Origin of the sequence: Luteimonas composti, assembly GCF_042678665.1 — a bacterium.
Taxonomy (GTDB): Bacteria; Pseudomonadota; Gammaproteobacteria; order Xanthomonadales; family Xanthomonadaceae; genus Luteimonas; species Luteimonas composti.
In genome coordinates this window covers 475,903-498,662 of the sequence record NZ_JBHTKU010000002.1, presented here as the reverse complement: position 1 = coordinate 498,662, position 22,760 = coordinate 475,903, and the positions used below count along the sequence as shown (strand labels likewise).

General features: G+C 71.6%; 26 protein-coding genes and 1 pseudogene. 21 read left to right on the top strand and 6 right to left on the bottom strand.

All coding sequences use genetic code 11. From position 1 onward, the window contains the following. Positions 1-4: 4 nt before the first annotated feature. The 3 genes from hda to ACFQ2D_RS06840 are packed head-to-tail and all read right to left on the bottom strand — an operon-like array spanning position 5 to position 3,012. On the bottom strand, positions 5-721 hold the full coding sequence (gene hda / locus ACFQ2D_RS06850; RefSeq protein ID WP_280943088.1) for a DnaA regulatory inactivator Hda: 717 nt from the start codon (positions 719-721) through the stop codon (positions 5-7). Between the two features lie 3 nt (positions 722-724). Further along, entirely contained in the window at positions 725-1,915 is a 1,191-nt protein-coding gene (locus ACFQ2D_RS06845; RefSeq protein WP_280943087.1) for an AI-2E family transporter, read from the bottom strand. Positions 1,916-1,932: 17 nt separating this feature from the next. Next, the gene (locus ACFQ2D_RS06840) at positions 1,933-3,012 is read right to left on the bottom strand and encodes a DUF2066 domain-containing protein (RefSeq protein WP_280943086.1); all 1,080 of its coding nucleotides are present in this window, start codon (positions 3,010-3,012) and stop codon (positions 1,933-1,935) included. 128 nt (positions 3,013-3,140) lie between these two features. Here ACFQ2D_RS06840 and purM point away from each other — a divergent pair, with 128 nt between their 5' ends. The 6 genes and pseudogenes from purM to ACFQ2D_RS06810 all read left to right on the top strand — a co-directional run bounded on the left by purM (position 3,141) and on the right by ACFQ2D_RS06810 (position 8,143). Then, the gene (gene purM, locus ACFQ2D_RS06835; protein ID WP_386795609.1) at positions 3,141-4,205 is read left to right on the top strand and encodes a phosphoribosylformylglycinamidine cyclo-ligase; all 1,065 of its coding nucleotides are present in this window, start codon (positions 3,141-3,143) and stop codon (positions 4,203-4,205) included. 7 nt (positions 4,206-4,212) lie between these two features. Further along, positions 4,213-4,905, top strand: a complete 693-nt coding sequence (gene purN / locus ACFQ2D_RS06830) for a phosphoribosylglycinamide formyltransferase (RefSeq protein WP_280943085.1) — start codon at positions 4,213-4,215, stop codon at positions 4,903-4,905. Between the two features lie 10 nt (positions 4,906-4,915). After that, the gene (locus ACFQ2D_RS06825) at positions 4,916-5,695 is read left to right on the top strand and encodes a DUF3108 domain-containing protein (RefSeq protein WP_280943084.1); all 780 of its coding nucleotides are present in this window, start codon (positions 4,916-4,918) and stop codon (positions 5,693-5,695) included. A gap of 11 nt (positions 5,696-5,706) precedes the next feature. Beyond that, positions 5,707-6,423 (top strand): DUF3108 domain-containing protein, encoded by a 717-nt coding sequence (locus tag ACFQ2D_RS06820; protein ID WP_280943083.1) that lies wholly within the window; start codon positions 5,707-5,709, stop codon positions 6,421-6,423. Positions 6,424-6,456: 33 nt separating this feature from the next. After that, complete coding sequence (locus ACFQ2D_RS06815; protein ID WP_280943082.1) at positions 6,457-7,131, top strand: DUF3108 domain-containing protein; 675 nt, start codon at positions 6,457-6,459, stop codon at positions 7,129-7,131. Between the two features lie 83 nt (positions 7,132-7,214). After that, positions 7,215-8,143 (top strand): annotated as a pseudogene (locus tag ACFQ2D_RS06810) (IS481 family transposase). Here ACFQ2D_RS06810 and ACFQ2D_RS06805 read toward each other — a convergent pair. The 3 genes from ACFQ2D_RS06805 to ACFQ2D_RS06795 are packed head-to-tail and all read right to left on the bottom strand — an operon-like array spanning position 8,140 to position 9,949. Further along, positions 8,140-8,451 carry an EF-hand domain-containing protein gene (locus ACFQ2D_RS06805; RefSeq protein ID WP_280943081.1) on the bottom strand — a complete coding sequence of 104 codons (312 nt, stop codon included), beginning with the start codon at positions 8,449-8,451 and terminating at the stop codon, positions 8,140-8,142. The pseudogene ACFQ2D_RS06810 and the gene ACFQ2D_RS06805 overlap by 4 nt on opposite strands. A gap of 2 nt (positions 8,452-8,453) precedes the next feature. Continuing rightward, the gene (gene murA, locus ACFQ2D_RS06800; protein ID WP_280943080.1) at positions 8,454-9,713 is read right to left on the bottom strand and encodes a UDP-N-acetylglucosamine 1-carboxyvinyltransferase; all 1,260 of its coding nucleotides are present in this window, start codon (positions 9,711-9,713) and stop codon (positions 8,454-8,456) included. After that, positions 9,713-9,949, bottom strand: coding sequence for a BolA family protein (locus tag ACFQ2D_RS06795; RefSeq protein WP_280943079.1), 237 nt, complete (start codon positions 9,947-9,949; stop codon positions 9,713-9,715). Before ACFQ2D_RS06795 ends, murA begins: the two co-directional genes overlap by 1 nt. Positions 9,950-10,072: 123 nt before the next feature. On the opposite strand from ACFQ2D_RS06795, the gene ACFQ2D_RS06790 reads away from it, so the two are divergent. From ACFQ2D_RS06790 to ACFQ2D_RS06720, 15 genes are all read left to right on the top strand, one after another. After that, the gene (locus ACFQ2D_RS06790) at positions 10,073-11,071 is read left to right on the top strand and encodes a KpsF/GutQ family sugar-phosphate isomerase (protein WP_280943078.1); all 999 of its coding nucleotides are present in this window, start codon (positions 10,073-10,075) and stop codon (positions 11,069-11,071) included. 77 nt (positions 11,072-11,148) lie between these two features. Next, the gene (locus ACFQ2D_RS06785; RefSeq protein ID WP_280943077.1) at positions 11,149-11,694 is read left to right on the top strand and encodes a KdsC family phosphatase; all 546 of its coding nucleotides are present in this window, start codon (positions 11,149-11,151) and stop codon (positions 11,692-11,694) included. Then, complete coding sequence (lptC, locus tag ACFQ2D_RS06780; protein ID WP_280943076.1) at positions 11,691-12,254, top strand: LPS export ABC transporter periplasmic protein LptC; 564 nt, start codon at positions 11,691-11,693, stop codon at positions 12,252-12,254. Before ACFQ2D_RS06785 ends, lptC begins: the two co-directional genes overlap by 4 nt. Then, entirely contained in the window at positions 12,235-12,789 is a 555-nt protein-coding gene (gene lptA, locus ACFQ2D_RS06775) for a lipopolysaccharide transport periplasmic protein LptA (protein ID WP_280943075.1), read from the top strand. The genes lptC and lptA overlap by 20 nt, the downstream gene beginning before the upstream one ends. Beyond that, positions 12,789-13,508: an LPS export ABC transporter ATP-binding protein gene (lptB, locus tag ACFQ2D_RS06770; protein ID WP_280943074.1), complete on the top strand. Its 720-nt coding sequence runs from the start codon at positions 12,789-12,791 to the stop codon at positions 13,506-13,508. Before lptA ends, lptB begins: the two co-directional genes overlap by 1 nt. A 31-nt stretch (positions 13,509-13,539) precedes the next feature. Then, on the top strand, positions 13,540-14,976 hold the full coding sequence (locus ACFQ2D_RS06765; RefSeq protein WP_280943073.1) for an RNA polymerase factor sigma-54: 1,437 nt from the start codon (positions 13,540-13,542) through the stop codon (positions 14,974-14,976). A gap of 125 nt (positions 14,977-15,101) precedes the next feature. Next, positions 15,102-15,428, top strand: coding sequence for a ribosome hibernation-promoting factor, HPF/YfiA family (hpf, locus tag ACFQ2D_RS06760; RefSeq protein WP_280943072.1), 327 nt, complete (start codon positions 15,102-15,104; stop codon positions 15,426-15,428). An 18-nt stretch (positions 15,429-15,446) separates the two neighbouring features. Next, complete coding sequence (locus ACFQ2D_RS06755; RefSeq protein WP_280943071.1) at positions 15,447-15,914, top strand: PTS sugar transporter subunit IIA; 468 nt, start codon at positions 15,447-15,449, stop codon at positions 15,912-15,914. A 7-nt stretch (positions 15,915-15,921) separates the two neighbouring features. Next, entirely contained in the window at positions 15,922-16,890 is a 969-nt protein-coding gene (gene hprK / locus ACFQ2D_RS06750) for an HPr(Ser) kinase/phosphatase (protein WP_280943070.1), read from the top strand. A 56-nt stretch (positions 16,891-16,946) separates the two neighbouring features. Then, positions 16,947-17,792: an RNase adapter RapZ gene (gene rapZ / locus ACFQ2D_RS06745; protein ID WP_280943384.1), complete on the top strand. Its 846-nt coding sequence runs from the start codon at positions 16,947-16,949 to the stop codon at positions 17,790-17,792. Positions 17,793-17,871: 79 nt separating this feature from the next. Next, positions 17,872-18,267, top strand: a complete 396-nt coding sequence (locus tag ACFQ2D_RS06740; RefSeq protein WP_280943069.1) for a PTS sugar transporter subunit IIA — start codon at positions 17,872-17,874, stop codon at positions 18,265-18,267. 8 nt (positions 18,268-18,275) lie between these two features. Beyond that, complete coding sequence (locus ACFQ2D_RS06735) at positions 18,276-18,545, top strand: HPr family phosphocarrier protein (protein ID WP_280943068.1); 270 nt, start codon at positions 18,276-18,278, stop codon at positions 18,543-18,545. A 115-nt stretch (positions 18,546-18,660) separates the two neighbouring features. Next, on the top strand, positions 18,661-20,382 hold the full coding sequence (gene ptsP, locus ACFQ2D_RS06730) for a phosphoenolpyruvate--protein phosphotransferase (protein WP_280943067.1): 1,722 nt from the start codon (positions 18,661-18,663) through the stop codon (positions 20,380-20,382). Between the two features lie 147 nt (positions 20,383-20,529). After that, a complete protein-coding gene (gene mgtE / locus ACFQ2D_RS06725; protein WP_280943066.1) occupies positions 20,530-21,891 on the top strand; it encodes a magnesium transporter in 1,362 nt (453 codons plus the stop codon). Positions 21,892-21,913: 22 nt separating this feature from the next. Next, the gene (locus ACFQ2D_RS06720) at positions 21,914-22,717 is read left to right on the top strand and encodes a carboxylesterase family protein (RefSeq protein ID WP_280943065.1); all 804 of its coding nucleotides are present in this window, start codon (positions 21,914-21,916) and stop codon (positions 22,715-22,717) included. Positions 22,718-22,760 lie beyond the last annotated feature (43 nt).

Below are 22,760 nucleotides of genomic sequence, written 5' to 3'. Positions count from 1 at the left end.
CCGCTCAGTCCTGACCGGCCTCCAGCACCTTGCGCAGGAACGGCACCGTGATGCGCCGCTGCGCCGCCAGCGAGGCGCGGTCGAGGCGGTCGAGCAGGGCCGCCAGCCCGGACACTTCGCGGCCGGCATGGCGCAGCAGCCAGTCGATCGCCGCGTCGTCGACCTGCAGGCCGCGGCGCTGCGCGCGCAGGCGCAGCACCTGGCCACGGCCGTCGTCGTCGAGCCGCTCCAGCGGCAGCCGTGTGCACTGCGCCAGGCGCGAGCGCAGGTCGGGCAACAGCAGCGGCAGCGCATCGGGCGTGGCACGTGCGGCGTAGAGCACGCGCCGGCCGGCGTCGTGCATGCGATTGTGGAAGTGGAACAGCGCGACCTCGTCGTCGCGATCCCCGGCCACCGACTCGATCCCGTCCAGCGCGACCAGGTCGAGCGCGTGCATCGAATCGAGCGCGTCGGCAATGCGTCCGGCGGCGCTGGCCAGCGGCAGGTAGCCGGCGCGTGCGCCGGCCGCGTCGGCCTCGGCGCACACCGCCAGCGCCAGATGGGTCTTGCCGGTGCCGGCCGGGCCCACAAGCAGCAGGGTGCGCTCGCCGCTGGCATGCGTCGCGAAGGTGCGCAGCTGCGCGACCAGCGCGCCGTCGCCCGCATGGAACGTCTCCAGGCGCTGGTCGGGCGGATAGCGCAGCGCCAGCGGCAGCTGCGGAGGGACGGCCGGCGCGGTCACGGCTCAGGCGTCGCGGCCGTCGCGGCCGTCGGCGCTGCCGATGTCGTCCTCCAGGACGATCCCGCCGGCGCTGCGCTGCCCTTCCAGCACGATCTTCGGGCCCTCGCCCGCGTACAGGCGGCTGCGGGTGTAGCGCTCGTGGGCGTAGCGCAGCAACACGTTGCCCACCGCCGCCACCGGCAACGCGATCAGCATGCCGACGAAGCCGAACAGCTGGCCGCCGGCCATGATCGCGAAGATCACCGCCACCGGGTGCAGGCCGATGCGGTCGCCGACGATGCGCGGGGTGAGGATGTAGCTCTCGATCAGCTGGCCGACGGTGAACACAACGCCCACCAGCGCCAGCAGCTTCACATCGAAGCCCTGCGACTGCACCAGCGCCGCCAGTACCGCCAGCACGATGCCGGTGGCCGCGCCCAGGTAGGGCACGAAGCTGATCAGGCCGGCGACGATGCCGATCAGCAGGCCCAGGTTGAGGCCGACGATCGACAGGCCGATCGCGTAGATCGCGCCCAGCGCCAGCATCACGATGAACTGCCCGCGCAGGAACGCGCCCAGCACCTCGTCCGATTCTCGCGCCAGCCGCGACACCGTGCCGATGTGGTCGCGCGGAATCATGGTCGCCACGCGCTCGACCAGCACGTCCCAGTCGCGCAGGAAGTAGAAGGTCAGGATCGGCACCAGCACGATGTTGGCCATCCAGGTCAGGAAGGCGAAGCCGGAGCTGGACAGGTAGCCGAACACGGTGGTCGCCACGCCGCCGGCCTGGGCCCAGTGCGCGCGCACCAGCTCGAACAGGCGCTGCGGGTCGAGCCAGGACGTGATCTCGATACCGGTGCGCGCCTCCACCCACGGCAGCGCGGTTTCCATGAACCAGTCGCGGTACTGCGGCAGCGCCTCGACCAGGGTCACCACCTGGCGTTCGACCATCGGCACCAGGATCAGCACCACCAGGACCAGCAGCATCACCATCAGCACGAACACGAGGGTGACCGCGACCGGGCGCGAGCGGCCGGAGCGCTCGAGCCGGTCCACCAGCGGGTCGCCCAGCCAGCCCAGCAGGGCGGCCAGCACGAACGGAGTCAGGATCGGCGCGAGCAGGGCGATCAGCCACAGCGCGGCGAAGGCCACCAGGCCCCACTGCAGGCGCCGCAGGAAGCGCGCGATGTCCAGGGTCGCGGGCGTGTCGGGCATTGGCGCGGCTCCGTCGGTCAGCGCAGCAGGTAGACCGGCGCGGCCAGTTCGTCGCCGCCTTCGACTTCCATCAGCACCGATTCGTCGACCATGCGGCGGAAGCCCGCCATGCCGGTCAGCAGGTCCAATTCCACCTCGAGGCGGTCGCCGGCCGCCCGCTGCGGGCGGATCGCGCGCACCACCGACATGCGCTGCAGCGCCGCGGACAGGCGCAGGTAGTCGCCGCCGCCGCGCAACCCGGTGAACACCATGCGCTGGGTCACGGGCTCGGCAGGCGCGGTGGCCTTGGCATAGCGGGCGATCAGCGCGTCGGCCGCGCCGTCCGCCCCGGTGGCCATGGCGCGGCGCGCATCGCCATCGGTCTCCGACCAGCGCGACAGCACGCGGCCGTTGTCGACGAAGATCCAGTCGGCCTTCCAGCCGCCGTCGGCGCGGTAGAGCTTGCCGATCAGCTGCATCGGCGGGCTGTAGCGCGCCGACAGGCGCGCGATCGCCGCGGTGTCGCCGCGCCAGATCGCCGCCGCCGCCGCCTGCTCGGCGGCGCTGCCCGAGGGCAGGCCCAGCCGGTAGCCGCGCTCGATCGCGCGCTGCAGCACCGACCGCGCCGCGTTGTTCTGCTGCACGCTCACCAGGCGCGGCCCCTTGCCGTCGTCGATCGCCAGCCAGACCACCGGCTTGGGCCGCGGCTGCGGCCAGACCGGCAACCCGAGCGCGGCGGTGAGCGCATCGACCGATTCGGGCACGAAGCGCACCACCAGCATGGTGCGGAAGGTCGGCGCACCGGTCGGGCCGACGCTTTCGTCCTGGCGGTAGTCGAAGCCGTCGACGTAGTCGGCGGCGCGACGCAGTTCCTGGGCCACGCCGGGCCGGCTGGCGATGCCGCGGTCGCCGGAGAGCTTGGCGAACACCTGGGCCAGCGCGCGCGCATAGCCGGCGCTGCGCTCGGCCTCGGCCTGGGTGCGCACCGGCACCTCGGCCTCGTACAGGCCCTGCGCGGCGGCCCGGTCGCCTTCCACCCGCTGCGCAGCCGCGGGCGCGGCCAGCAGCAGCGCCACCAGGCCCCATCCGATCATCCAGGCACGTACCGCCGTTCGCATCCGCCGTCCTTTCCCGCTCCTGCAGTGGCGAAATGGTGCCACAAAGCCCCTGACCCGGTTTCCGGCCCCGCCGGGCGGGCCGGGGCGCGGGCGCGCGACTGCTAGAATCGCGGGCCGCCCGGCCCGAGCTGCGCATCGTGAACACCCCTCCCTCCGCCCCCACCGGCCTGACCTACCGCGACGCCGGCGTCGACATCGACGCGGGCAACGAAGTCGTCGAACGCATCAAGCCCCTGGTCAAGCGCAGCTTCCGGCCCGAGGTGATGGGCGGGCTGGGCGGCTTCGGCGCGCTGTTCGACCTGTCGGGCAAGTATCGCGAACCGGTGCTGGTCTCCGGGACCGACGGCGTGGGCACCAAGCTCAAGCTGGCCCAGCAGCTCGGCCGCCACGACACCATCGGCATCGACCTGGTCGGCATGTGCGTGAACGACGTGCTGGTGCAGGGCGCCGAACCGCTGTTCTTCCTCGACTATTTCGCCACCGGCAAGCTCGACGTGGACACCACCGTGGCCGTGGTCGGCGGCATCGCCAGGGGCTGCGAGCTGTCGGGCTGCGCGCTGATCGGCGGCGAGACGGCCGAGATGCCGGACATGTACCCGCCCGGCGAATACGACCTGGCCGGCTTCTGCGTGGCTGCGGTGGAGAAGTCCGAATTGCGCGACGGCGGCGCCGTGCGCGAGGGCGACGTGCTGGTCGGCATCGCCTCCAGCGGCCCGCATTCGAACGGCTATTCACTCATCCGCCGCATCTACGACCGCGCCGGCCGCCCGGACTCGCTGGACGTGGGCGGGGTGAGCCTGGCCGACGCGCTCATGGCCCCGACCCGGCTGTACGTCAAGCCGATCCTGGAGCTGCTGCGCGGCGCGCACGGGCCGGCGATCCACGCCATGGCCCACGTCACCGGCGGCGGCCTGACCGAGAACATCATCCGCGTGGTGCCCGACGGCCTCGGCCTCGACATCGACGCCTCGGCCTGGAGCCTGCCGCCGGTATTCGACTGGCTGCAGCGCGAGGGTGGCGTCGCCCGCGAGGAGATGTGGCGCACCTTCAACTGCGGCATCGGCTTCGTGCTGCTGGCCGATCGCGATTCGGTCGCGGCCCTGGGTGGCGAGCTGGCGCGGCTGGGGCTGGCGCACTGGCGCATCGGCGAAGTCGTCGCCGCGCGCGGCGACGGGCGCGTGCGGATCGGCTGAGCCGGCGATGGCGCCGCAGTCCGAACACGGCGGGGGCGCCGCCGGCGGGCCGCTGCGGCTGGCGGTGCTCGCCTCGGGTCGCGGCAGCAACCTGCAGGCGATCCTCGATGCGATCGACACCGGCGCGCTCCACGCGCGGGTGGTCGGCGTGTTCTCCGACCGCGCCCAGGCGCAGGCGCTGCAGCGCGCCCGCGACGCGGGCATTCCGGCGCAGGCGCTGTCGCCCGGATGCTTTGCCTCGCGCCCGGCGTTCGATGCCGCGCTGTTCGCCGCGGTCGATGCGGTGGCACCCGACCTGGTGGTCTGCGCGGGCTACATGCGCCTGATCGACGCGGACGCCATCGCGCCGCGCACCGGCCGCATCGTCAACATCCACCCTTCGCTGCTGCCGGCGTTCAAGGGACTGCACACGCATCGCCAGGCGCTGGCGGCCGGCGTGGCCGAACACGGCGCCAGCGTGCACTTCGTCACGGCCGAGCTCGATGGCGGTCCGGTCATCGCGCAGGCACGCGTGCCGGTGCTGGCCGGCGACGACGAAACCGCGCTCGCCGAGCGGGTGCTGGCGCGCGAACACCCGCTGCTGGTCGCAACCCTGCAGCTGTTCGCGCAGCGCAGGATCATGCTGCGTGAAGACGGCGTCCACGCCGACCATGAACAGGCCGTTCCGCTTCAGCTGTCGTGCAATGACCGCTTTGCATGATGACGGGCCAATGCGCCTGAGCCCTTCCATCGCCGTAATCGCCGCCACCGCGCTCGTCGCCGCGGCGACGGCGGCTGCCGCGCCGGCCAGCCAGCTTGCCGACGCCGCAGGCGACGCTGGCGCCGGGCGCCACTCGCTGGAGCCATTCACCGCCAGCTACGAGGCCTGGTATGACGGCAAGCCCGCGGGCACCGCCACCATGCGCCTGGTCCGCGGCGACGCGGCATCGCGCTGGCGGGTGGACCTCGGCATCCGTGGCGAGCGCGGCTTCGCCGGCGTGATGGGCCTCAACCTGGAGCAGAGCACGGTGTTCGACGAGGCCAACGGCATCTACCGTCCGCTGTCGCAAAGCACGGTGCGCAAGGCCGCGATCGTGTTCAACCGCAAGGTCACCGGCACCTACGACTGGCACGCCAACACTGCGCAGTGGACCGGCGACATCAAGAAGGAGCGCCGCGCCCCGGTGCCGATCCGCTACGGCGACATGAGCGGCCTGCTCATCAACCTCGCCGTGGTCCGCGATGCCGAGCCCGGCCGCGAGCTGGACTACCGCTTCGTGGACGGCGGGCGCGTGCGCGACTACGCGTATCGCGTGTCCGACCAGACCGAGGCGGTGACGGTTTCGGAACTGAGCTACGAAGCCATGCGCGTGGAGCGCACCAACGGCGGCAACGACGAAACCATTTTCTGGATCGCCGACGGCGTGCCGACGCCGGTACGCATCCTCCAGCGCGAGGATGGCGAGGACGCCATCGACCTGCGCCTGATCGAATACCAGGGACTGCAATGAGGACCATGACCATGAGCACCGCCTTCCGACGTCCGCTGCAGGCGCTGGCCTGCGCCGCCGCGCTGGCCGTGGCCGCCGCGCCGGCCATCGCGGCGTCGCTGGAGCCGTTCACCGCCAGCTACAGCGCCAACTACATGGGCATGCAGGGCGAGGGCCGCATGACCCTCGCGCAGGAAAGCGGCAACCGCTGGAAGTACAGCCTCGAAGTGACCGGTGCCGGCGCGCGACTGGCGCAGAGCACGACCTTCGAGGCGCAGGGCGAGCAGTGGCGCCCGCTCTCGGGCAACGACACCCAGGGCGGCGAGTCCGGCCTGGCGGCCATGCTGGTGAAGAAGCGTTCGGTCAACGCCACCTACGACTGGAACAACAGCCGCGCCACCTGGGACGGCGACGTCAAGGAGGACCGCCGCGGCCCCGTCCGGCTGCAGCGCGGCGACCTCGACGGCATGCTGCTCAACCTCGCCCTGGTCCGCGACTTCAAGGCCGGCAAGGAACTGAGCTATCGCCTGGTGGAAGACGGCCGCGTGCGCCGCCGCGTGTTCGAGCCGGCCGGCACCGAGCAGGTCTCGGTCGGTGGCCGCAACCTCAAGGCGACCAAGGTCAGCTGGAACGACGGCGACCGCAGCATCACCGCCTGGATTGCCGAAGACCTGCCGGTACCGGCGCGCATCCTGCAGCAGCGCGACGGCCGCGACCACATCGACCTGCGGCTGAAGTCGGTGCGCTGACGCTACTGACCCGGACGACCCATGCACTTGCGAATGATCGCCCTCTTCATTGCCGGACTGGTGGCTGCACCCATCGCCGTCGCGCAACCGCTCAAACCGTTCACTGCTCAGTACAGCGCCAAGTACATGAGCATCCCCGCCAGCGGAGTAATGGTGTTGACGCCGCGCGGGCGGCAATGGAGCCTAGCGCTGACGTTGGACAACGTCGCCGCGTCGATGAGCCAAGCGACGTTCTTCGCCGAGTCCACACGCGGCAACCTGCTAATGCCGCTGGGCGGTGCCGACCGGATGAGTTATGTCGGTCAGCGCAAGTCGATGTCTGCGCGCTACGACTGGTCGGCGATGCAAGCCAGCTGGGGTGGCGATGCCAAACCCTCGCGGCGTGGTCCCGTGCCAATCCGCGCCGGCGATATGGATGGCCTCCTGCTGCAGCTGGCGCTGGCGCGCGACGTGCCTGCGGGCCGTCCGCTCAACTACCGCGTGGTGGAGAACGGCAAAGCGCGCCCGATGTCCTTCCGCCCTGCCGGTACCGAAACCCTGAGCATCGGCGGTCGCCAGTGGCAGGCCACGAAGGTGACATCCACCGCTGACGGCAAGACCACGACTGCGTGGATCGCAGCCGGCGTGCCGGTTCCGCTGCGGCTGGTGCAGGCCGAAGGCGGCCGCGAGACGGTGAGTATGCGCCTGACCTCCTGGCGCCAGCTATGAGGTTTAAAGAGATTGTTCCCCTCTGAGCGGGGGAGGAAGCTGATGTCGCCAGACGTCATTTCCATCCCGGCGAGGGGAACAACATGCACAAGAATGCCCGCCGGACTCCGAAGTCGAGAGGTTGTGGTCCAGTGCCTGGAGGTCGGGCAACGGGTGGACGAGATTGCCCAGGCGCTGGGCATCTCCAGTACGACGGTGCGCAAGTGGTGGCGGCGCCACAGGCCGGCGAAGGCCTGCAGGATCGGCGGCAGCCGACCGCAGCGGTCGCCCCGCCAGACCCGCGCTAGGTGAGGACGCAGGTCGAGGCGCTGCGCCGCCAACGTCGTACCGGCCACCGGATCGCCCAGCAGACAGGCCTGTCGCCAGCGACCGTGTTGCGGCTGTCGCGCCGGGCCGGGATCAACTGCTGGCGCGAGCTGGATCCGCAAGCGCCGGCAAGACGCTACGAGTATGGTGCGCCTGGAGACCTGATCCATCTGGACGTCAAGAAACTGGGCCGGATCGGCGCACCGGGGCATCGGGTGACCGGCAACCGGTCGCACCGGCACCGGGGCGTCGGCTGGGACTACGTACACGTCGCCGTCGACGTCACTCGCGCGTGGCGGCGGCCACCATCGCGCCGGACGAATGCGGCGAGACGGTGGCGATCCTCCATCAGGTCGTGGCGGGCTACCGGGCCGGTGGCGTGACCGTGCGTCGGATCATGACCGACAACGGATCGCCCTACGTCTCGCGCGCGTTTGCCGGGACGTGCCGTACCCTGAAACTCAAGCACATCCGGACGAGGCCCTACACGCCGCGTACCAACGGCGAGGCCAAACGCTTCATCCAGACCGCCCTGCGCGAATGGGCCTATGCGACCTGCTTCGAGACTTCGGCCCAGCGCCAGGCGACCTTGGGCAGCCGGCTCCACCACACCAACTGGCATCGGCCTCACACCGCCGCCGGCGGCCTGGCCCGGATCCCCAGGTTGACGCTCAGCCAGAACAACCTATTGAAGTTCCACAGCTAGCGCGCCTCGGGCGCGCCAAACTCCACGCGGCATTCCACCCGGAACGGCGCCTCGCGGTCGCGCAGGCGTGCATAGTGGCGACAGGTGCGCGGCCCGTCGCGGGTCTCGCGCACCGCGACGATGGTATAGCCCTGGACGATTTCCTCGCGGGTGGCGACGCCGTCGTCGTTCCAGTCCATCGCGCGCGGCTCGGTGCCGTTGAAGCCGGCGATGCCCATCAGCCGCAGCGCGACCATCGCTGCCATCAGCAGCAGTACCGCGCCCAGCAGCACCTTGCGCCGGGGCGAGAAGCGGGTGCGCGCGGCCATGCTCAGGACACCCGGCGGATGCGCGCGCCCAGCCCGGAGAGCTTGCGCTCGATGTGCTCGTAGCCGCGGTCGAGGTGGTAGATGCGGTCGATCGTGGTCTCGCCGTCCGCCACCAGCCCGGCCAGGATCAGCGACGCGGAAGCGCGCAGGTCGGTCGCCATCACCGGCGCGCCGCTGAGGCGTTCGACGCCTTTCACGGTGGCGCGGTTGCCTTCGATGTGGATCTCGGCGCCGAGGCGCATCAGTTCGTTGACGTGCATGAAGCGGTTCTCGAAGATCCGCTCGTCGATGGTGCCGGTGCCTTCGGCCACGCAGTCCAGCGCCATGAACTGCGCCTGCATGTCGGTGGGGAAGCCCGGGTGCGGTTCGGTGACGATGTCGACCGCGCGCGGGCGGCGGCCGTGCATGTCGACGGTGATGCGGTCGCCGTCGGCCACCACCTCGGCGCCGGCCTCGCGAAGCTTGTCGAGTACCGCGACCAGCGTGTCGGGGCGTGCGTGCGTGGCGGTGACGCGGCCGCCGGTGATCGCGCCGGCGACCAGGAAGGTGCCGGTCTCGATTCGGTCGGCGATCACCGCGTGGCGCGCCCCATGCAGGCGGTCGACGCCCTGCACGGTGATGCGCGAGGTGCCGGCGCCCTCGATGCGCGCGCCCATCGCCACCAGGCAGTCCGCGAGGTCGACGATCTCGGGTTCGCGCGCGGCGTTGTCGATCACGGTGGTGCCGTCGGCGAGCGTGGCGGCCATCAGCACGTTCTCGGTGGCGCCGACGCTGACGATCTCGAAATCGACGTGGCCGCCGCGCAGCCGGCCGGCGCGTGCCTTGATGAAGCCGTGCTCGACCACGATCTCGGCGCCCAGCGCCTCCAGCGCCTTGATGTGCAGGTCGACCGGGCGCGAACCGATCGCGCAGCCGCCGGGCAGCGAGACCTCGGCCGCGCCGTGGCGCGCCAGCAGGGGGCCCAGCACCAGCACCGAGGCGCGCATGGTGCGCACCAGCTCGTACGGCGCCAGGTGGCTGTCGACGGTCGAGGGATCGACGCGGACGACGCTGGCGGCCTGGTCGTGGCCGATGCCCGCGCCCAGCCCGCCGAGCAGGCGCGCGGTGGTGCGCACGTCGTGCAGGTGCGGGACGTTGGCGATTTCCACCGGCTCGTCGGCCAGCAGGGTCGCGCACAGGATCGGCAGGACCGCGTTCTTGGCCCCGGAGATGCGCACCTCGCCCTGCAGCGCGGCACCGCCGGACACGATGATCTTGTCCATCAGGCGCGCGCCGCCTCGTCGGGGGTCAGGGTCTTGAGCGCGAGCGCGTGGATTTCCCCGCCCATGCGCTCGCCGAGGGTGGCGTAGACCATGCGGTGGCGGGCCAGCGGCAGCTTGCCGGCGAAGGCCTCGGAGACCACCAGGGCCTCGAAGTGCACGCCGTCGTCGCCGGACACTTCGACGCGGGCGCCGGGCAGGCCCTGCTGGATCAGATCGCGGATGAAATCGGGGGTCACGTGGGGATTCCTGACTGAAGCGCGCATGAGCCGGCCGCCTTCGTCGGCCGCGAGATGGGGCATTGGCCCCGGCTAGCGCCTAAAATGAACGGCTTAGGTTATCGGAAAGCCCGGCCACCGGATATGGCAAGCTCACCCACATCGCCGACCGAGGCGGTCGATTTCGCGCACAGCGGCCGCCGCGCCTTCGCGGTGGAGACGCGTGGCCTGGAGGCCGTCGCGGCCCGCATCGACGGCGCGTTCTCCAGCGCCTGCGCGCTGATCCTGGCCGGCACCGGGCGGGTGGTCTGCACCGGCATGGGCAAGTCCGGCCATGTCGCGCGGAAGATCGCCGCGACCCTCGCCTCCACCGGCACCCCCGCCTTCTACATGCACCCGGGCGAGGCCGGCCACGGCGACCTGGGCATGGTCACCGACGCGGACATCGTGCTGGCGATCTCCTACTCGGGCGAGTCCGACGAGATCCTGACCCTGCTGCCGGCGCTCAAGCGCCAGGGCAACCAGTTGCTGGCCATGACCGGGCGGCCCGGATCCACCCTCGCGGCCGCGGCGGACGTCCACCTGGACGTGAGCGTGCCCGAGGAAGCCTGCCCGCTGCACCTGGCGCCGACCGCCAGCACCACGGCCACCATGGCCATGGGCGACGCGCTGGCCGTGGCGCTGTTGGAGGCGCGCGGCTTCACCGCCGACGATTTCGCCCGTTCGCACCCGGCCGGCGCGCTCGGCCGCCGCCTGCTGCTGCACATCGGCGACGTGATGCATACCGGCGAGGAGGTGCCGCGCGTGTCCGGCGACGCCTCGCTCGGGGACGCCCTGCTGGAGATGAGCCGCAAGCGGCTCGGCGTCACCGCCGTGGTCGACGACGACGGCGTGCTGCTGGGCCTGTACACCGATGGCGACCTGCGCCGCACCCTGGGCGACCGCAGCGTCGACGTCCACGCCACCCCGATCGCCGATGTGATGACCCGCAACCCGGTCACGATCGACAGCGATGCGCTCGCGGTCGAGGCGGCGCGGCTGATGGAAACCCGCAAGATCAATGCCTTGCTGGTGCTGGATGCGGGGCGCCGCGTGGTCGGCGCGCTCAACGTCCACGATCTGTTGCGCGCCCGCGTGGTCTGATCGCGGTGTTCGCGGTTCGCGGCCGGTACAGGCCCGGACCGGTTTGCTGTCCCTGCTCCACCCCATCGAGGAACGACGTGCCCCACCACCGCCCAGAATATCCCGCCGACCTGGTCGAACGCGCCGCCCGCATCCGGCTGGCCTGTTTCGACGTGGACGGCACCCTGACCGACGGGCGGCTGTGGTTCGACGAGGACGGCCGCGAGTCCAAGGCCTTCAACGTGCTCGACGGCCAGGGCCTGGTGCAGCTGCGCAAGGCTGGGATCGCGGTGGCCTTCGTCACCGCCCGCAACAGCCTGGTGGCGGCCAACCGCGCGCGCGACCTCGGCGCCGAAGCGCACGTGGACGTGCGCGACAAAACGGCCTGCGTCGAGGAGATCCGCGAGCGCCTCGGGCTGTCGCGCGACCAGGTCGCCTTCATGGGCGACGACCTGCCCGACCTCGACGTGCTGCGCCTCGCCGGCTTGGCGGTCGCGCCGGCCAGCGTCCACCACTGGATCCGCGACCACGTGCACTGGGTGACGCCGTCGCGCGGCGGCGAGGGCGCGGCGCGCGAGCTGTGCGACCTGATCCTGCATGCGCAGGGCCGCATCGCCGCCCTGCTCGAGGATCGCGAAGGATGAACTGGCGGCTGTGGATCATCCTGGCGCTGCTGGCCGGCGCCCTGCTCAGCGGCTGGTTCGCCTGGCGCGACGGCGACGCGACCCCGGATGCCGACGGCGCCGCCGGCCTGCGCTCGGACTACATCCTGCGTGACTTCGAGGTCGTGACCCTGGACAGCGACGGCCAGGAGTCGTTCTCGCTGCGCGCTCCCGAACTCCACCAGACCCCCGGCGCGCGCACCCTGGAACTGGCCACGCCGCTGTTCCTGATGCCCGACCAGCACGGCAGCCGCTGGGAAGTGCGCGCCGAGACCGGCTGGGTGAACGAGAAGAGCACGCTGATCCAGCTGCGCGGCAACGTCGTCGCCGACAGCCCGATGGGCGCGACCCGCCCCACCGTGGTGCGCACCGAGCAGCTGGACGTGCATCCGGAGGACAACCGCGCCACCTCGCGCGCTGTCGTGACCATCACCACCCCCGGCACTACAATGCGCGGTACCGGGATGGAGGCCGATCTGGCCAGCAAGCGCATCCAGCTCCTGTCCAAGGTGAGCCTCAACAATGACCCCACACGCCGCTAAGCTGGTCCTGGGCCTGGCCGTCGTCGCCGTGTCCGGCGCCGCCCTGGGCAAGACCTCCGACCGCCAGCAGACCATGCAGGTGCAGGCCAACCGCAGCGACTGCACGGTGACCGAGTCCGGCCCCTGCGTGCTGACCGGCAACGTCCACATCGTCCAGGGTTCGCTGGTGATCGACGCCGCGCGCGCCGACCTGCGCCAGGCCGACGGCGAGATCCGCGCGGCCAAGCTCACCGGCTCGCCGGTGCGGCTCAAGCAGGACATGGACAACGGCGGCACGATGAACGCGACCGCCGCCCAGGTCGACTACGACCTGGCCCAGGACACGGTCGTGTTCACCGGCAAGGCAACGGTGCAGCAGCCCGGCCGCGGCAGCATCGCCGGCGAGCGCATCGTCTACAACATGCGCACCGGCCAGGTGCAGGGCGGTGGCGGCAGCGAAGGCGGCCGCGTGACCCTGCAGTTCGAGCCGCGCAACCGCGCGCAGCCGGGCGAGACCGCGCCGGCCGGCAACCGCAACGACCGGAACGACGACTGATGCTCGTCGCCGAGGGGCTGCGCAAGCGCTACCGCCAGCGCGAGGTCGTCCGCGACTTTGGCCTGACCCTGGACGCCGGCGAGGTGGTGGGACTGCTGGGCCCCAACGGCGCCGGCAAGACCACCTGCTTCTACATGATCGTGGGGCTGGTGCCGGCCGACGAAGGCCGGATCGTGCTCGACGGCCACGACATCACCGCCGAACCCATGCACCAGCGCGCGCGCCGCGGCGTCGGCTACCTGCCGCAGGAGCCCTCGGTCTTCCGCAAGCTCAGCGTGGCCGACAACATCATGCTGGTGCTGGAGCTGCGCGAGGACCTGGACCGCGCCGGCCGCAAAGGCGAACTGGAAAGCCTGCTCGACGAACTGCAGATCACCCACGTGGCCGACCAGATCGGCGCCAGCCTGTCGGGCGGCGAACGCCGCCGCGTCGAGATCGCGCGCGCCCTGGCCGCCAAGCCGCGCCTGATCCTGCTCGACGAGCCCTTCGCCGGCGTCGACCCGATTTCGGTCGGCGAGATCCAGCGCATCGTCGAGCACCTCAAGGACCGCGGCATCGGCGTGCTGATCACCGACCACAACGTGCGCGAGACCTTGGGCATTTGCGACCGGGCGTATATCCTCAACGAGGGGGGTGTGCTCGCGCAGGGGGCTCCGGACACGCTTCTCGCCAATCCAGACGTGCGCCGGGTCTACCTCGGGGAATCCTTCCGGCTGTAGCCGCGCGCGTCGTCCAGGGGATCCACGGACGATGAAGCCGCGCCTCCAGACATCGCTGGGCCAACACCTGGTCCTGACGCCACAGTTGCGGCAGGCCCTGCACCTGCTGCAGTTGCCGGTGATCGAGCTGGAGGCGGAGATCGCCGCGGCGGTGGAAAGCAATCCGCTGCTGGACTGGGCCGACGACGCGCCCCCGCTGTCCGCCCCGGGCAAGGACGATGCGGCCGGGCCGGCCAGCGACGGGCCCGCGGATGGCGACGGGGCCGGCGACTGGGACCAGGCGGCGGCCGACTGGGCCGACAGCGGCTTCGACTACGGCGCGGGCGGCGCCCGCGGCGGCGAGGACGACGAGGGCGACGCGGCCAGCCGCATGGTCCAGTCCGAGACCCTGCACGACCACCTGGCCTGGCAGCTGCACCTGAGCCACCTGTCGCCGCGCGACCTGCAGATCGGCGCCGCCCTGATCGACGCCATCGAGGACGACGGCTACCTGCGCGCGCCCTTCGCCGAGATCGCCGCGGCCCTGCATCCCGGGCCGCGCCCGGGCGACGACGAGATCCTGGCCGTGCTGCGCCAGATCCAGCGCTTCGACCCGGTCGGCGTCGGCGCCCGCGACCTCGCCGAATGCCTGTCCATCCAGCTCGAGACCCTGGCCGCCGACACGCCCGGGCGCGCCCTGGCGCAGCGCATCAGCGCCAGCCTCATCGACCGCCTGCCGCGGCTGGGGGTCCCGGGGGTGTGCGAGCAGCTGGGCTGCAGCGCCGGCGAGGCCGAGACCGCCCTCGCGCTGCTGCGGTCGCTCGACCCCAGGCCCGGCTCGCAGGTCGGCGACCTGCCCTCGGACAACTACGTGGTCCCGGACTGCGTGATCGTGCGCCGCAACGGCGTGTGGCAGGCGATGCTGGCCAACGGTTCGCTGCCGCGGCTGACCATCCACCAGGCCTACGAGCGCATGATCCGACACGCCAGCGGCGAGGACGCGGGCTACCTGCGCGGCCGCCTGCAGGAGGCGCGCTGGCTGCTCAAGAACCTCGAGGCGCGCGGCGAGACCCTGCTCAAGGTGGTGCGCTGCCTGATCCGCCAGCAGTCCGGCTTCCTGGAGTTCGGCGCGCGCGCCCTGCGCCCGCTGACCCTGCGCGCGGTGGCCGCAGAGATCGGCATGCACGAATCGACCGTGTCGCGCGCCGTGGCCCGCAAGTACGTGCACACTCCGCGCGGCACCATCGCCCTGCGCGACTTCTTCGCATCGGGCATCGAGACCGGCGGCGGCGGGGAGGCCTCCAGCGTGGCCATCCAGCAGATGATCCGCGGCCTGATCGAGGCCGAAGACCCGCGCAAGCCGCTGTCGGACGCGCGCCTGGCCGAGTCGCTCAAGGCCGCCGGGGTGCCGGTGGCGCGCCGGACCGTGGCCAAGTACCGCGAGGCCATGCACATCGGCGCCTCGCACGAACGCATAAGAATCAATTGAAACGCTTTCCCCGGCGCCTGTCCATGATCGCTCCGGTCGCCCCGGCCGGAACGCTGCGTTAACCTGTCTTCAACCCGCGGCAACCCGCTTTGGGCGATGCTGGGGTCCCCAGACAGGAGGTAGCCATGCAGATCCAGACCTACGGCCACGACATCGAAGTGACCCCGGCCCTGCGCGAGTACGTGGAGACCAAGCTCGAGCGGCTGGGACGCCACGTCGAACGCCCGTTCGAGGTGCGCGTGCAGCTCTGCATGGACAAGCCCAACCACAAGGCCGAAGCCAACCTCACCCTCGCCGGGAAGGCGCTGCACGCCGACGCCAGCGCGGTCGACATGTACGCCGCGATCGACCTGCTCGCCGACAAGCTCGACCGCCTGCTGCTCAAGCACCACAAGAAGCAGAGCGAACACCACCGCGGCGCCAGTGCCGTACGCGACGGCAGCTTCGGCTGAGCAGGGAGCGCGACCGCCATGCCCTGGACCGACCTGCTCGACGCGGGGCGCATCGTGGTGCTGGACGACGCCGGCACCCGCGCGCAGGTGCTCGACGCCGCCGCACGCCTGCTGTGCGGCGACGCGCCGTCGGCCCAGGCGCACGCGCTGTCCGAGGCGCTGCAGGAGCGCGAGGCCCTGGCCAGCACCGCGATCGGGCATGGCGTGGCCATCCCGCACGCGCGTGGCGAGGGCCTGGAAGTACGCGCGGCCTTCCTGCGCCTGGCCCGACCGGTCGATTTCGGCGCGCGCGACGGCGCGCCGGTCGACCTGGTCTTCGCGATGACCGCCAACCACGACCGCCCCGAACTGCATCTGGAGCACCTGGCCGGCGTGGCGGCGGGGCTGTCGGACCCGGACCTGCGCGAGCGCCTGCGCGCCGCGCGCACCCCGGCGCAGCTGCGCGCGCTGCTGCTGCCGCGGGCGGCGGCGGCACACGCCGCCTGAGGTCCCCGTGGAACAGAGCCTGACCGCCGCCGAACTGTTCGCGCAGCAGCACGATCGCCTCGGGCTGCGCTGGCTGGCCGGCCAGCCCGGCCAGTCGCGCACGCTCGAGTCGGTCGAGACCAATGCGCGGCGGCCGTCGCTGGCCGGCTATCTCAACATCATCTATCCCAACAAGGTGCAGATCCTCGGGACCGAGGAACTGGCCTGGCTCGACGGCCTCGACTCGCGCCTGCGCTGGGAAACCATCGAGCGGGTGATGCAGTACCGGCCGCTGGCGCTGGTGATCAGCAAGAACCAGGCATGTCCCGAGGACCTGCGCGTGGCGGCGGAGGAATCGCAGACCCCGCTGTGGATCTCGCCGCGCCGCGGCCACGAACTGCTCAACCACCTCCAGTACCACATGGCGCGCGCGCTGGCGCCGCGGGTGACGCTGCACGGGGTGTTCATGGAGGTCTACTCGATCGGCGTGCTGATCACCGGCGAGTCGGGCTCGGGCAAGAGCGAGCTGGCGCTGGAGCTGATCACACGCGGCCATCGCCTGGTGGCCGACGACGCGCCCGAGTTCACCCAGATCGCGCCGGACGTGCTCGACGGCACCTGCCCTGAGCTGCTGCAGGACCTGCTGGAGCTGCGCGGGCTGGGCGTGCTCAACATCCGCCAGATGTTCGGCGACACCGCGGTGAAGCGGAACAAATACCTGCGCCTGATCGTGCACCTGAGCCGGCCCAACGCCGAGCCGCAGCCGCACGAGGACGGCATGGTGCGCCTGACCGGCGACCTCGGCCTGCGCCGAGTGCTCGACCTGGACGTGCCGATGATCACCCTGCCGGTGATGCCCGGCCGCAACTTGGCGGTGCTGACCGAGGCCGCCACCCGCACCCATATCCTGCGCGCCAAGGGCATCGACCCGGCTGCCGCCTTCCTGGCGCGGCATTCGCAGTTCCTGGAAAACGGCGAGGAGCCGGTCCTGCCGTGAGCGACGCCCCGCAGACGGGCGCCGGCACGGCGCCGACGCGACCCACCACCTCGCTGCTGGTGGTCACCGGCATGTCCGGCGGCGGCAAGTCGGTCGCGCTCAAGACCCTGGAGGACCTGGGTTTCTACTGCGTGGACAACCTGCCGGCCGAACTGCTGCCGGAGTTCGTGCGTGCGGCGGCGCATCCGGAGCGCACCGAACAGAAGCTCGCGGTCGGCATCGACATGCGCAACCGCGGCGACCTGGCCAAGCTGCCGGACTGGCTGTCGGCGGTCGGCGCGATGGGGCTGGAACCGCAGCTGGTGTTCTTCGACGCCGCCGACGCGGCCCTGCTGCGCCGCTATGCCGAGACCCGCCGCCGCCACCCGCTGACCCACCTGGGCCTGGCCCTGGCCGACGCGATCTCGCTCGAGCGCCAGGCGCTCAAGCCGTTGCACGCGCTGGCCGACCTGGTGATCGACACCAGCGAGCTCAACGTGCACCAGCTGCGCCACCGGGTGATCACCGAGCTCGGGCTGACCCTGGATTCGTCGCTGTCGCTGCTGTTCGAATCGTTCGCCTACCGGCGCGGACTGCCGGCCGACGCCGACTTCGTGTTCGACGCCCGCAGCCTGCCCAACCCGCACTGGGACCCGCGCCTGAAGCCGCTGTCGGGCCGCGATCCCGAGGTCCAGGAATACTTCGAGGCGCAGCCGGACGTGGTCGAGTACCTGGCCCACGTGGCCGGATTCCTGGAGACCTGGCTGCCGCGGATGCAGTCCAACACGCGCAGCTATCTCACCGTGGCCATCGGCTGCAGCGGCGGCCGCCACCGCTCGGTCTACCTGGCCGAGGCCCTGGCCGCGCACGCACGCGAACGCGGATGGACCGACGTGGCCACCTTCCACCGGGAACTGGACTGAGTCTCGTTTCCGGGGCGCCGCGCGCGACCTGGACCTTCGACGCTATCGTGCGGTCACCGCCGTCTGCTAAGTTCCCGCGATGGCCGTCGGCATCCTCCTGATCTCCCACCCCGGCATCGGCAGCGCGCTCGCCGCGACCGTCGAGACCATGCTGCGCGGCAACCTGCCGCTGCGCCTGGCCGCGTTCGAAGTGCCATTCGACGCGGATCCCGAGGCGTTGTTGCCGCAGGCCAGCGCCGCCATGCGCCGCGTGGACGGGGGCGACGGCGTGCTGATCCTGAGCGACCTGTACGGCGCCAGCCCCAGCAATCTGGCCGCGCGACTGTCCAGACTGGGGACGCCGTCACGCCGGGTGTCCGCGCTGAACTTGCCGATGCTGCTGCGGGTGATGAATTATGCTGAGCTTCCACTGGAAGAACTCCCCGCCGTCGCTGCCGCAGGCGCGCGCAACGGGGTAGTCCTGGACGACGCCTGAGGCCGACGATGATCGAACGCGAACTGCTCATCGCCAACAAGCTCGGCCTGCACGCGCGCGCCACCGCCAAGCTGGTGCAGGTGCTGTCGGCCTACCGCAGCAACGCCACGCTCAACGCCAAGGGGCGCGAGGTCAACGCCAAGAGCATCATGGGGGTGATGCTGCTCGCCGCCGCCTATGGCACCAAGGTGGTGCTGCGCCTGGACGGCGAGGACGAGGCCGAGGCGATGGACGCCGCGGCCGCCCTGTTCGAGCGGAAATTCGACGAGGCCGGCTGATGCCCGGTCGCGCGACGAGGAGCGGTATGCGCGGAGCGGCGCGACCGCCGATCGTGGACCGCAGGCCCCCGACCGGCACCGCCACGGGGGCGCGGCGCCGCGCCGGCGGCCACTGATGCGCCAGGTCCTGTCCGGGCATGGCGCGTCCCGGGGCAGCGCGCTCGGTCGCGCGCGCGTGCGCCAGCCGCATGCGCTGGAGGTGGCCGAGGAACACATCGCGCCCGCCGCCGTCCCCGCCGAACTGCGCCGCCTGCACACCGCCATCGACGCGGTGCGGGTGGAGATGCGCAACATGCGCGACCGCCTGCACGGCGCGCTCGCGCATGAAGTGGGCGAGTTCCTCGACCTGCACAGCCTGCTGCTCGACGACCCGGAACTGCTGCAGGGCCTGGACGACCTGGTGGGCAAGGGCCTGTACGGCGCCGACTACGCGCTGCGCCTGCAGCGCGACCGGCTCGCGGCGGTGTTCGAGGCGATGGACGATGCCTATTTCCGCAGCCGCGTCGAGGACATCGACCACGTCATCGGGCGCGTGCACGCGATGCTGCACAGGCGCGACGCCGAGCTCAAGGGCGTGTCGGGCGAGATCCTGGTCGCCGATGGCGTCGCCCCGGCCGAGCTGAGCCAGCTGCAGTCGCAGGGCGTGCTGGCGGTGGTGACCGCCGGCGGCAGCGCGCTGGCCCACAGCGCGATCCTCGCGCGCAGCCTGCACCTGCCGCTGGTGGTGGGCGCGCCGCAGGCGCTGCACCAGGTCAACGATGGCGACGTGCTGCTGGTGGACGGCGCCAGCGGCACGATCATCATCGAGCCCAATGCGGCGGACCTGCGCGAGTACCGCGGCCGCCTGCGCGAGGAGAAGCGCGAGCGCAAGCAGCTGCACCGGCTGCGGCGCGAGCCGTCCCGCACATTGGACGAGGTCGACATCCGCCTCTGGGCCAACGCCGAGTCGCGTGAGGACGTGACCGGCGCGCATGCGCTCGGCGCCGCGGGCGTGGGCCTGTACCGCACCGAATTCCTGTTCCTGCAGCGCAGCGAACTGCCCGGCGAGGACGAGCAGTTCCGCGCCTATCGCGACGTGGTGCTGGCGATGACCGGCCGTACGGTGACCATCCGCACCATGGACATCGGCGCCGACAAGGCCGATCGCACCGGCTTGGCCCTGGCCGACGAACCCAATCCCGCGCTGGGCGTGCGCGGCGTGCGCCTGTCGCTGTCGCGCACGCCGGTGTTCGAGACCCAGCTGCGCGCGATCCTGCGCGCATCCGGCTACGGTCCGGTGCGCATCCTGGTGCCGATGGTCAGCAACCGCGAGGAAATGCTGGCCGTGGCCGGGATGATCCGCCGCCTGACCCGCGACCTGCGCGAGGAAGGCCACGAGCTCGCCGAGCACGTGCCGCTGGGCGCGATGATCGAGGTGCCGGCGGCGGCGCTCGCGCTGTCGTGCTTCATCGACACGGTCGACTTCGTCTCGATCGGCACCAACGACCTGACCCAGTACCTGCTGGCCGCCGACCGCGGCAACGACGCCCTGGGCGACCTGTACTCGCCCCTGCATCCGGCGATGCTCAAGCTGCTGCAGGGCGTGATCCGCACCGCGCGGGCGCGCGGCAAGCCGGTGGCGGTGTGCGGCGAGATGGCGGGCGACCCCGCCCTCACCCCGCTGCTGCTGGCGCTGGGGCTGGAGGAGTTCAGCCTGCATCCGGGCACGCTGCTGGAAGTGCGGCGGGCGATCCGCGCCCAGCGGCTGGATGCGCTGCGTGCCGCGGCGCCGGCGCTGCTGCGCTGCCGCGACCGCGACGCGATCCAGCGCTGGCTCGACCGGATGCGGGCGGCCTGAAGCCGGCGCGCGGAGCGCGACGCGCGAACGGCGCGCGCGATCGAGGCTGTGCAGTCTCCGCCGCAGGGGCGATAATGCGCGCATGAACGCCTGATCGGCCGCGTCTTCCGGCGCGGCAACGCCCTCGCACCTCCGGAGCCGCCGCGCATGGCCGAAGCCGTCCGCCACGACAAGACCGCGCGCCAGCTGCGCATGCTCTCGGACGCGCTCGACAGCGGCCGCCTGGGCCCGGTGCGGCGCATGGTCCACACGCTGGCGCCGGCCGAGATCGGCAACCTGCTCGAATCGCTGCCGCCGGACAAGCGCATGGTGGTCTGGGGCCTGGTCGATCCGGAGGACGACGGCGAGGTGCTGGTCCATGTCGGCGACGAGGTGCGCGAGAGCCTGATCGCGGACATGGACCAGGACGAACTGGTGGCGGCGGTCGAAGACCTGGACATCGACGACCTGGCCGACCTCGTCGAGGACCTGCCCGGCACGGTGATCGACCAGCTGCTGCACTCGATGGACCGCGAGAACCGCGAGCGCCTCGAGCAGGTGCTGTCGTATCCGGAAGACACCGCCGGCCGCTTGATGAATCCGGACGTGGTGACGGTGCGCGCCGACACCACGGTCGACGTGGTGCTGCGCTTCTTGCGCCTGCGCGGCGAGCTGCCCGAGCACACCGACCACCTGTACGTGGTCAACCGCCGCCACCAGCTGATCGGCTGGGTGGCGCTGCAGGACCTGGTGACCCGCGACCCGGGCACGCCGATCAACCAGCTGATCGACGACGAGCTCGAGTCGCTGCACGTGGACACCTCGGCCGAGCAGGTCGCGCGCCAGTTCTCGGACAACGACTGGGTGTCCGCGCCCGTGGTCGACGACGGCAACGTGCTGCTGGGCCGCATCACCATCGACGACGTGGTCGACATCATCCGCGAGCAGGCCGAGCACCAGGCCCTGGGCGCGGCCGGCCTGGACGAGGACGAAGACCTGTTCTCGCCGATCCGGCGCGCGGTGCGCGGCCGCGTGGTGTGGCTGGGCATCAACCTGCTCACCGCCTTCCTCGCCGCGGCGGTGATCGGCCAGTTCGACGCCACCATCGAGCAGATCGTCGCGCTGGCGGTGCTGATGCCGATCGTGGCGGGCATCGGCGGCAACGCCGCGGTGCAGGTGCTGACCCTGATGGTGCGCGGCATCGCCCTGGGCCAGGTCGGCGCCAGCAACGCCAGCATCCTGCTGTGGAAGGAACTGCGCGTGGCGCTGATCAACGGCCTGCTGATCGGCGCGCTGGTCGGCGCGGTCGCGCTGCTGTGGTTCGGTTCGTGGCCGCTGTCGCTGGTGATCGCCGCCGCGCTGGTGGTCAACTTCTGCTCGGCCGCGCTGGCCGGCGTGCTGCTGCCGCTGCTGCTCAAGCGCATGCGCATCGATCCGGCCGTGGCCGGCACCGTGGTGGTGACCGCGGTCACCGACGTGATGGGCTTCTTCAGCTTTCTGGGACTGGCGACGGTTATCCTCCTGCACTGATCGCGATGACGGGAGGACGGCCATGCGCCTGCGCAGCCTGGGAGCGGTACTGCTGGTGACGATCGTGCTGGCCGCCTGCGCGTCCTCGCCACGGCGCGCCGCGCAGGGCGAATTCGTCGAGCGAGAACTGCAGCTGGACGGGCGCACGCACCGTTACCAGGTGTTCGTGCCGGCCGGCTCCGAAGACGGCAAGCGCCCCGTGATCCTGTTCCTGCACGGCTCGGGCGAGCGCGGCGACGACAACCGCAGTCAGCTCGCCGTCGGCCTGGGCCCGCACGTGCGCGCGCATGCCGCCGACTTCCCGGCCATCGTGGTGTTCCCGCAGGCGCCGGCCGACAGCGAGTGGAACCAGCTGGTCGACGTGACCCTGGCCCAGCTCGACGCGGCCACGCGCGAGTTCGGCGGCGATCCCGACCGCACCTACCTCACCGGCCTGTCGATGGGCGGCTATGGCGTGTGGGAACTGGCCCTGCAGCAGGGGTACCGCTTCGCCGCGCTGGTGCCGGTCTGCGGCGGCCTGGTACATCCGCGGCGCCCGTCGATGGCAGTCGCCGCTGTGGCCGGCGAAGCGGATCCCTACACTGCGGCGGCGCAGCGCCTGCGCGGCACGCCGGTGTGGATCTTCCACGGCGCGCGCGATGCCTCGGTGCCGGTCGACTATTCGCGCCGCCTGCATGCGGCGCTGCAGGCCGCCGGCGCGCGCGATGCGCGCTACACCGAGTTCCCCGAGGCCGACCACAACAGCTGGGATCCGGCCTATGCGGTTCCCGAACTGTGGGACTGGCTGTTCGCGCAGCGCCAGGCGAACGCGTTCCGCCAGCAGTAGCGCGAGGCTGGACCGCCGGTTCACGCAGCAGCGGCGAGGATCT

What these genes read in the sequence shown, in the direction of transcription:
- ACFQ2D_RS06845 (WP_280943087.1), bottom strand. Translation starts at nt 1,915, where the DNA reads ATGCCCGACACGCCCGCGACCCTGGACATCGCGCGCTTCCTGCGGCGC.
- ACFQ2D_RS06840 (WP_280943086.1), bottom strand. Translation starts at nt 3,012, where the DNA reads ATGCGAACGGCGGTACGTGCCTGGATGATCGGATGGGGCCTGGTGGCG.
- purN (WP_280943085.1), top strand. Translation starts at nt 4,213, where the DNA reads ATGGCGCCGCAGTCCGAACACGGCGGGGGCGCCGCCGGCGGGCCGCTG.
- ACFQ2D_RS06825 (WP_280943084.1), top strand. Translation starts at nt 4,916, where the DNA reads ATGCGCCTGAGCCCTTCCATCGCCGTAATCGCCGCCACCGCGCTCGTC.
- ACFQ2D_RS06820 (WP_280943083.1), top strand. Translation starts at nt 5,707, where the DNA reads ATGAGCACCGCCTTCCGACGTCCGCTGCAGGCGCTGGCCTGCGCCGCC.
- ACFQ2D_RS06815 (WP_280943082.1), top strand. Translation starts at nt 6,457, where the DNA reads ATGATCGCCCTCTTCATTGCCGGACTGGTGGCTGCACCCATCGCCGTC.
- ACFQ2D_RS06805 (WP_280943081.1), bottom strand. Translation starts at nt 8,451, where the DNA reads ATGGCCGCGCGCACCCGCTTCTCGCCCCGGCGCAAGGTGCTGCTGGGC.
- murA (WP_280943080.1), bottom strand. Translation starts at nt 9,713, where the DNA reads ATGGACAAGATCATCGTGTCCGGCGGTGCCGCGCTGCAGGGCGAGGTG.
- ACFQ2D_RS06790 (WP_280943078.1), top strand. Translation starts at nt 10,073, where the DNA reads ATGGCAAGCTCACCCACATCGCCGACCGAGGCGGTCGATTTCGCGCAC.
- lptC (WP_280943076.1), top strand. Translation starts at nt 11,691, where the DNA reads ATGAACTGGCGGCTGTGGATCATCCTGGCGCTGCTGGCCGGCGCCCTG.
- lptA (WP_280943075.1), top strand. Translation starts at nt 12,235, where the DNA reads ATGACCCCACACGCCGCTAAGCTGGTCCTGGGCCTGGCCGTCGTCGCC.
- lptB (WP_280943074.1), top strand. Translation starts at nt 12,789, where the DNA reads ATGCTCGTCGCCGAGGGGCTGCGCAAGCGCTACCGCCAGCGCGAGGTC.
- ACFQ2D_RS06765 (WP_280943073.1), top strand. Translation starts at nt 13,540, where the DNA reads ATGAAGCCGCGCCTCCAGACATCGCTGGGCCAACACCTGGTCCTGACG.
- hpf (WP_280943072.1), top strand. Translation starts at nt 15,102, where the DNA reads ATGCAGATCCAGACCTACGGCCACGACATCGAAGTGACCCCGGCCCTG.
- ACFQ2D_RS06755 (WP_280943071.1), top strand. Translation starts at nt 15,447, where the DNA reads ATGCCCTGGACCGACCTGCTCGACGCGGGGCGCATCGTGGTGCTGGAC.
- ACFQ2D_RS06740 (WP_280943069.1), top strand. Translation starts at nt 17,872, where the DNA reads ATGGCCGTCGGCATCCTCCTGATCTCCCACCCCGGCATCGGCAGCGCG.
- ACFQ2D_RS06735 (WP_280943068.1), top strand. Translation starts at nt 18,276, where the DNA reads ATGATCGAACGCGAACTGCTCATCGCCAACAAGCTCGGCCTGCACGCG.
- ptsP (WP_280943067.1), top strand. Translation starts at nt 18,661, where the DNA reads ATGCGCCAGGTCCTGTCCGGGCATGGCGCGTCCCGGGGCAGCGCGCTC.
- mgtE (WP_280943066.1), top strand. Translation starts at nt 20,530, where the DNA reads ATGGCCGAAGCCGTCCGCCACGACAAGACCGCGCGCCAGCTGCGCATG.
- ACFQ2D_RS06720 (WP_280943065.1), top strand. Translation starts at nt 21,914, where the DNA reads ATGCGCCTGCGCAGCCTGGGAGCGGTACTGCTGGTGACGATCGTGCTG.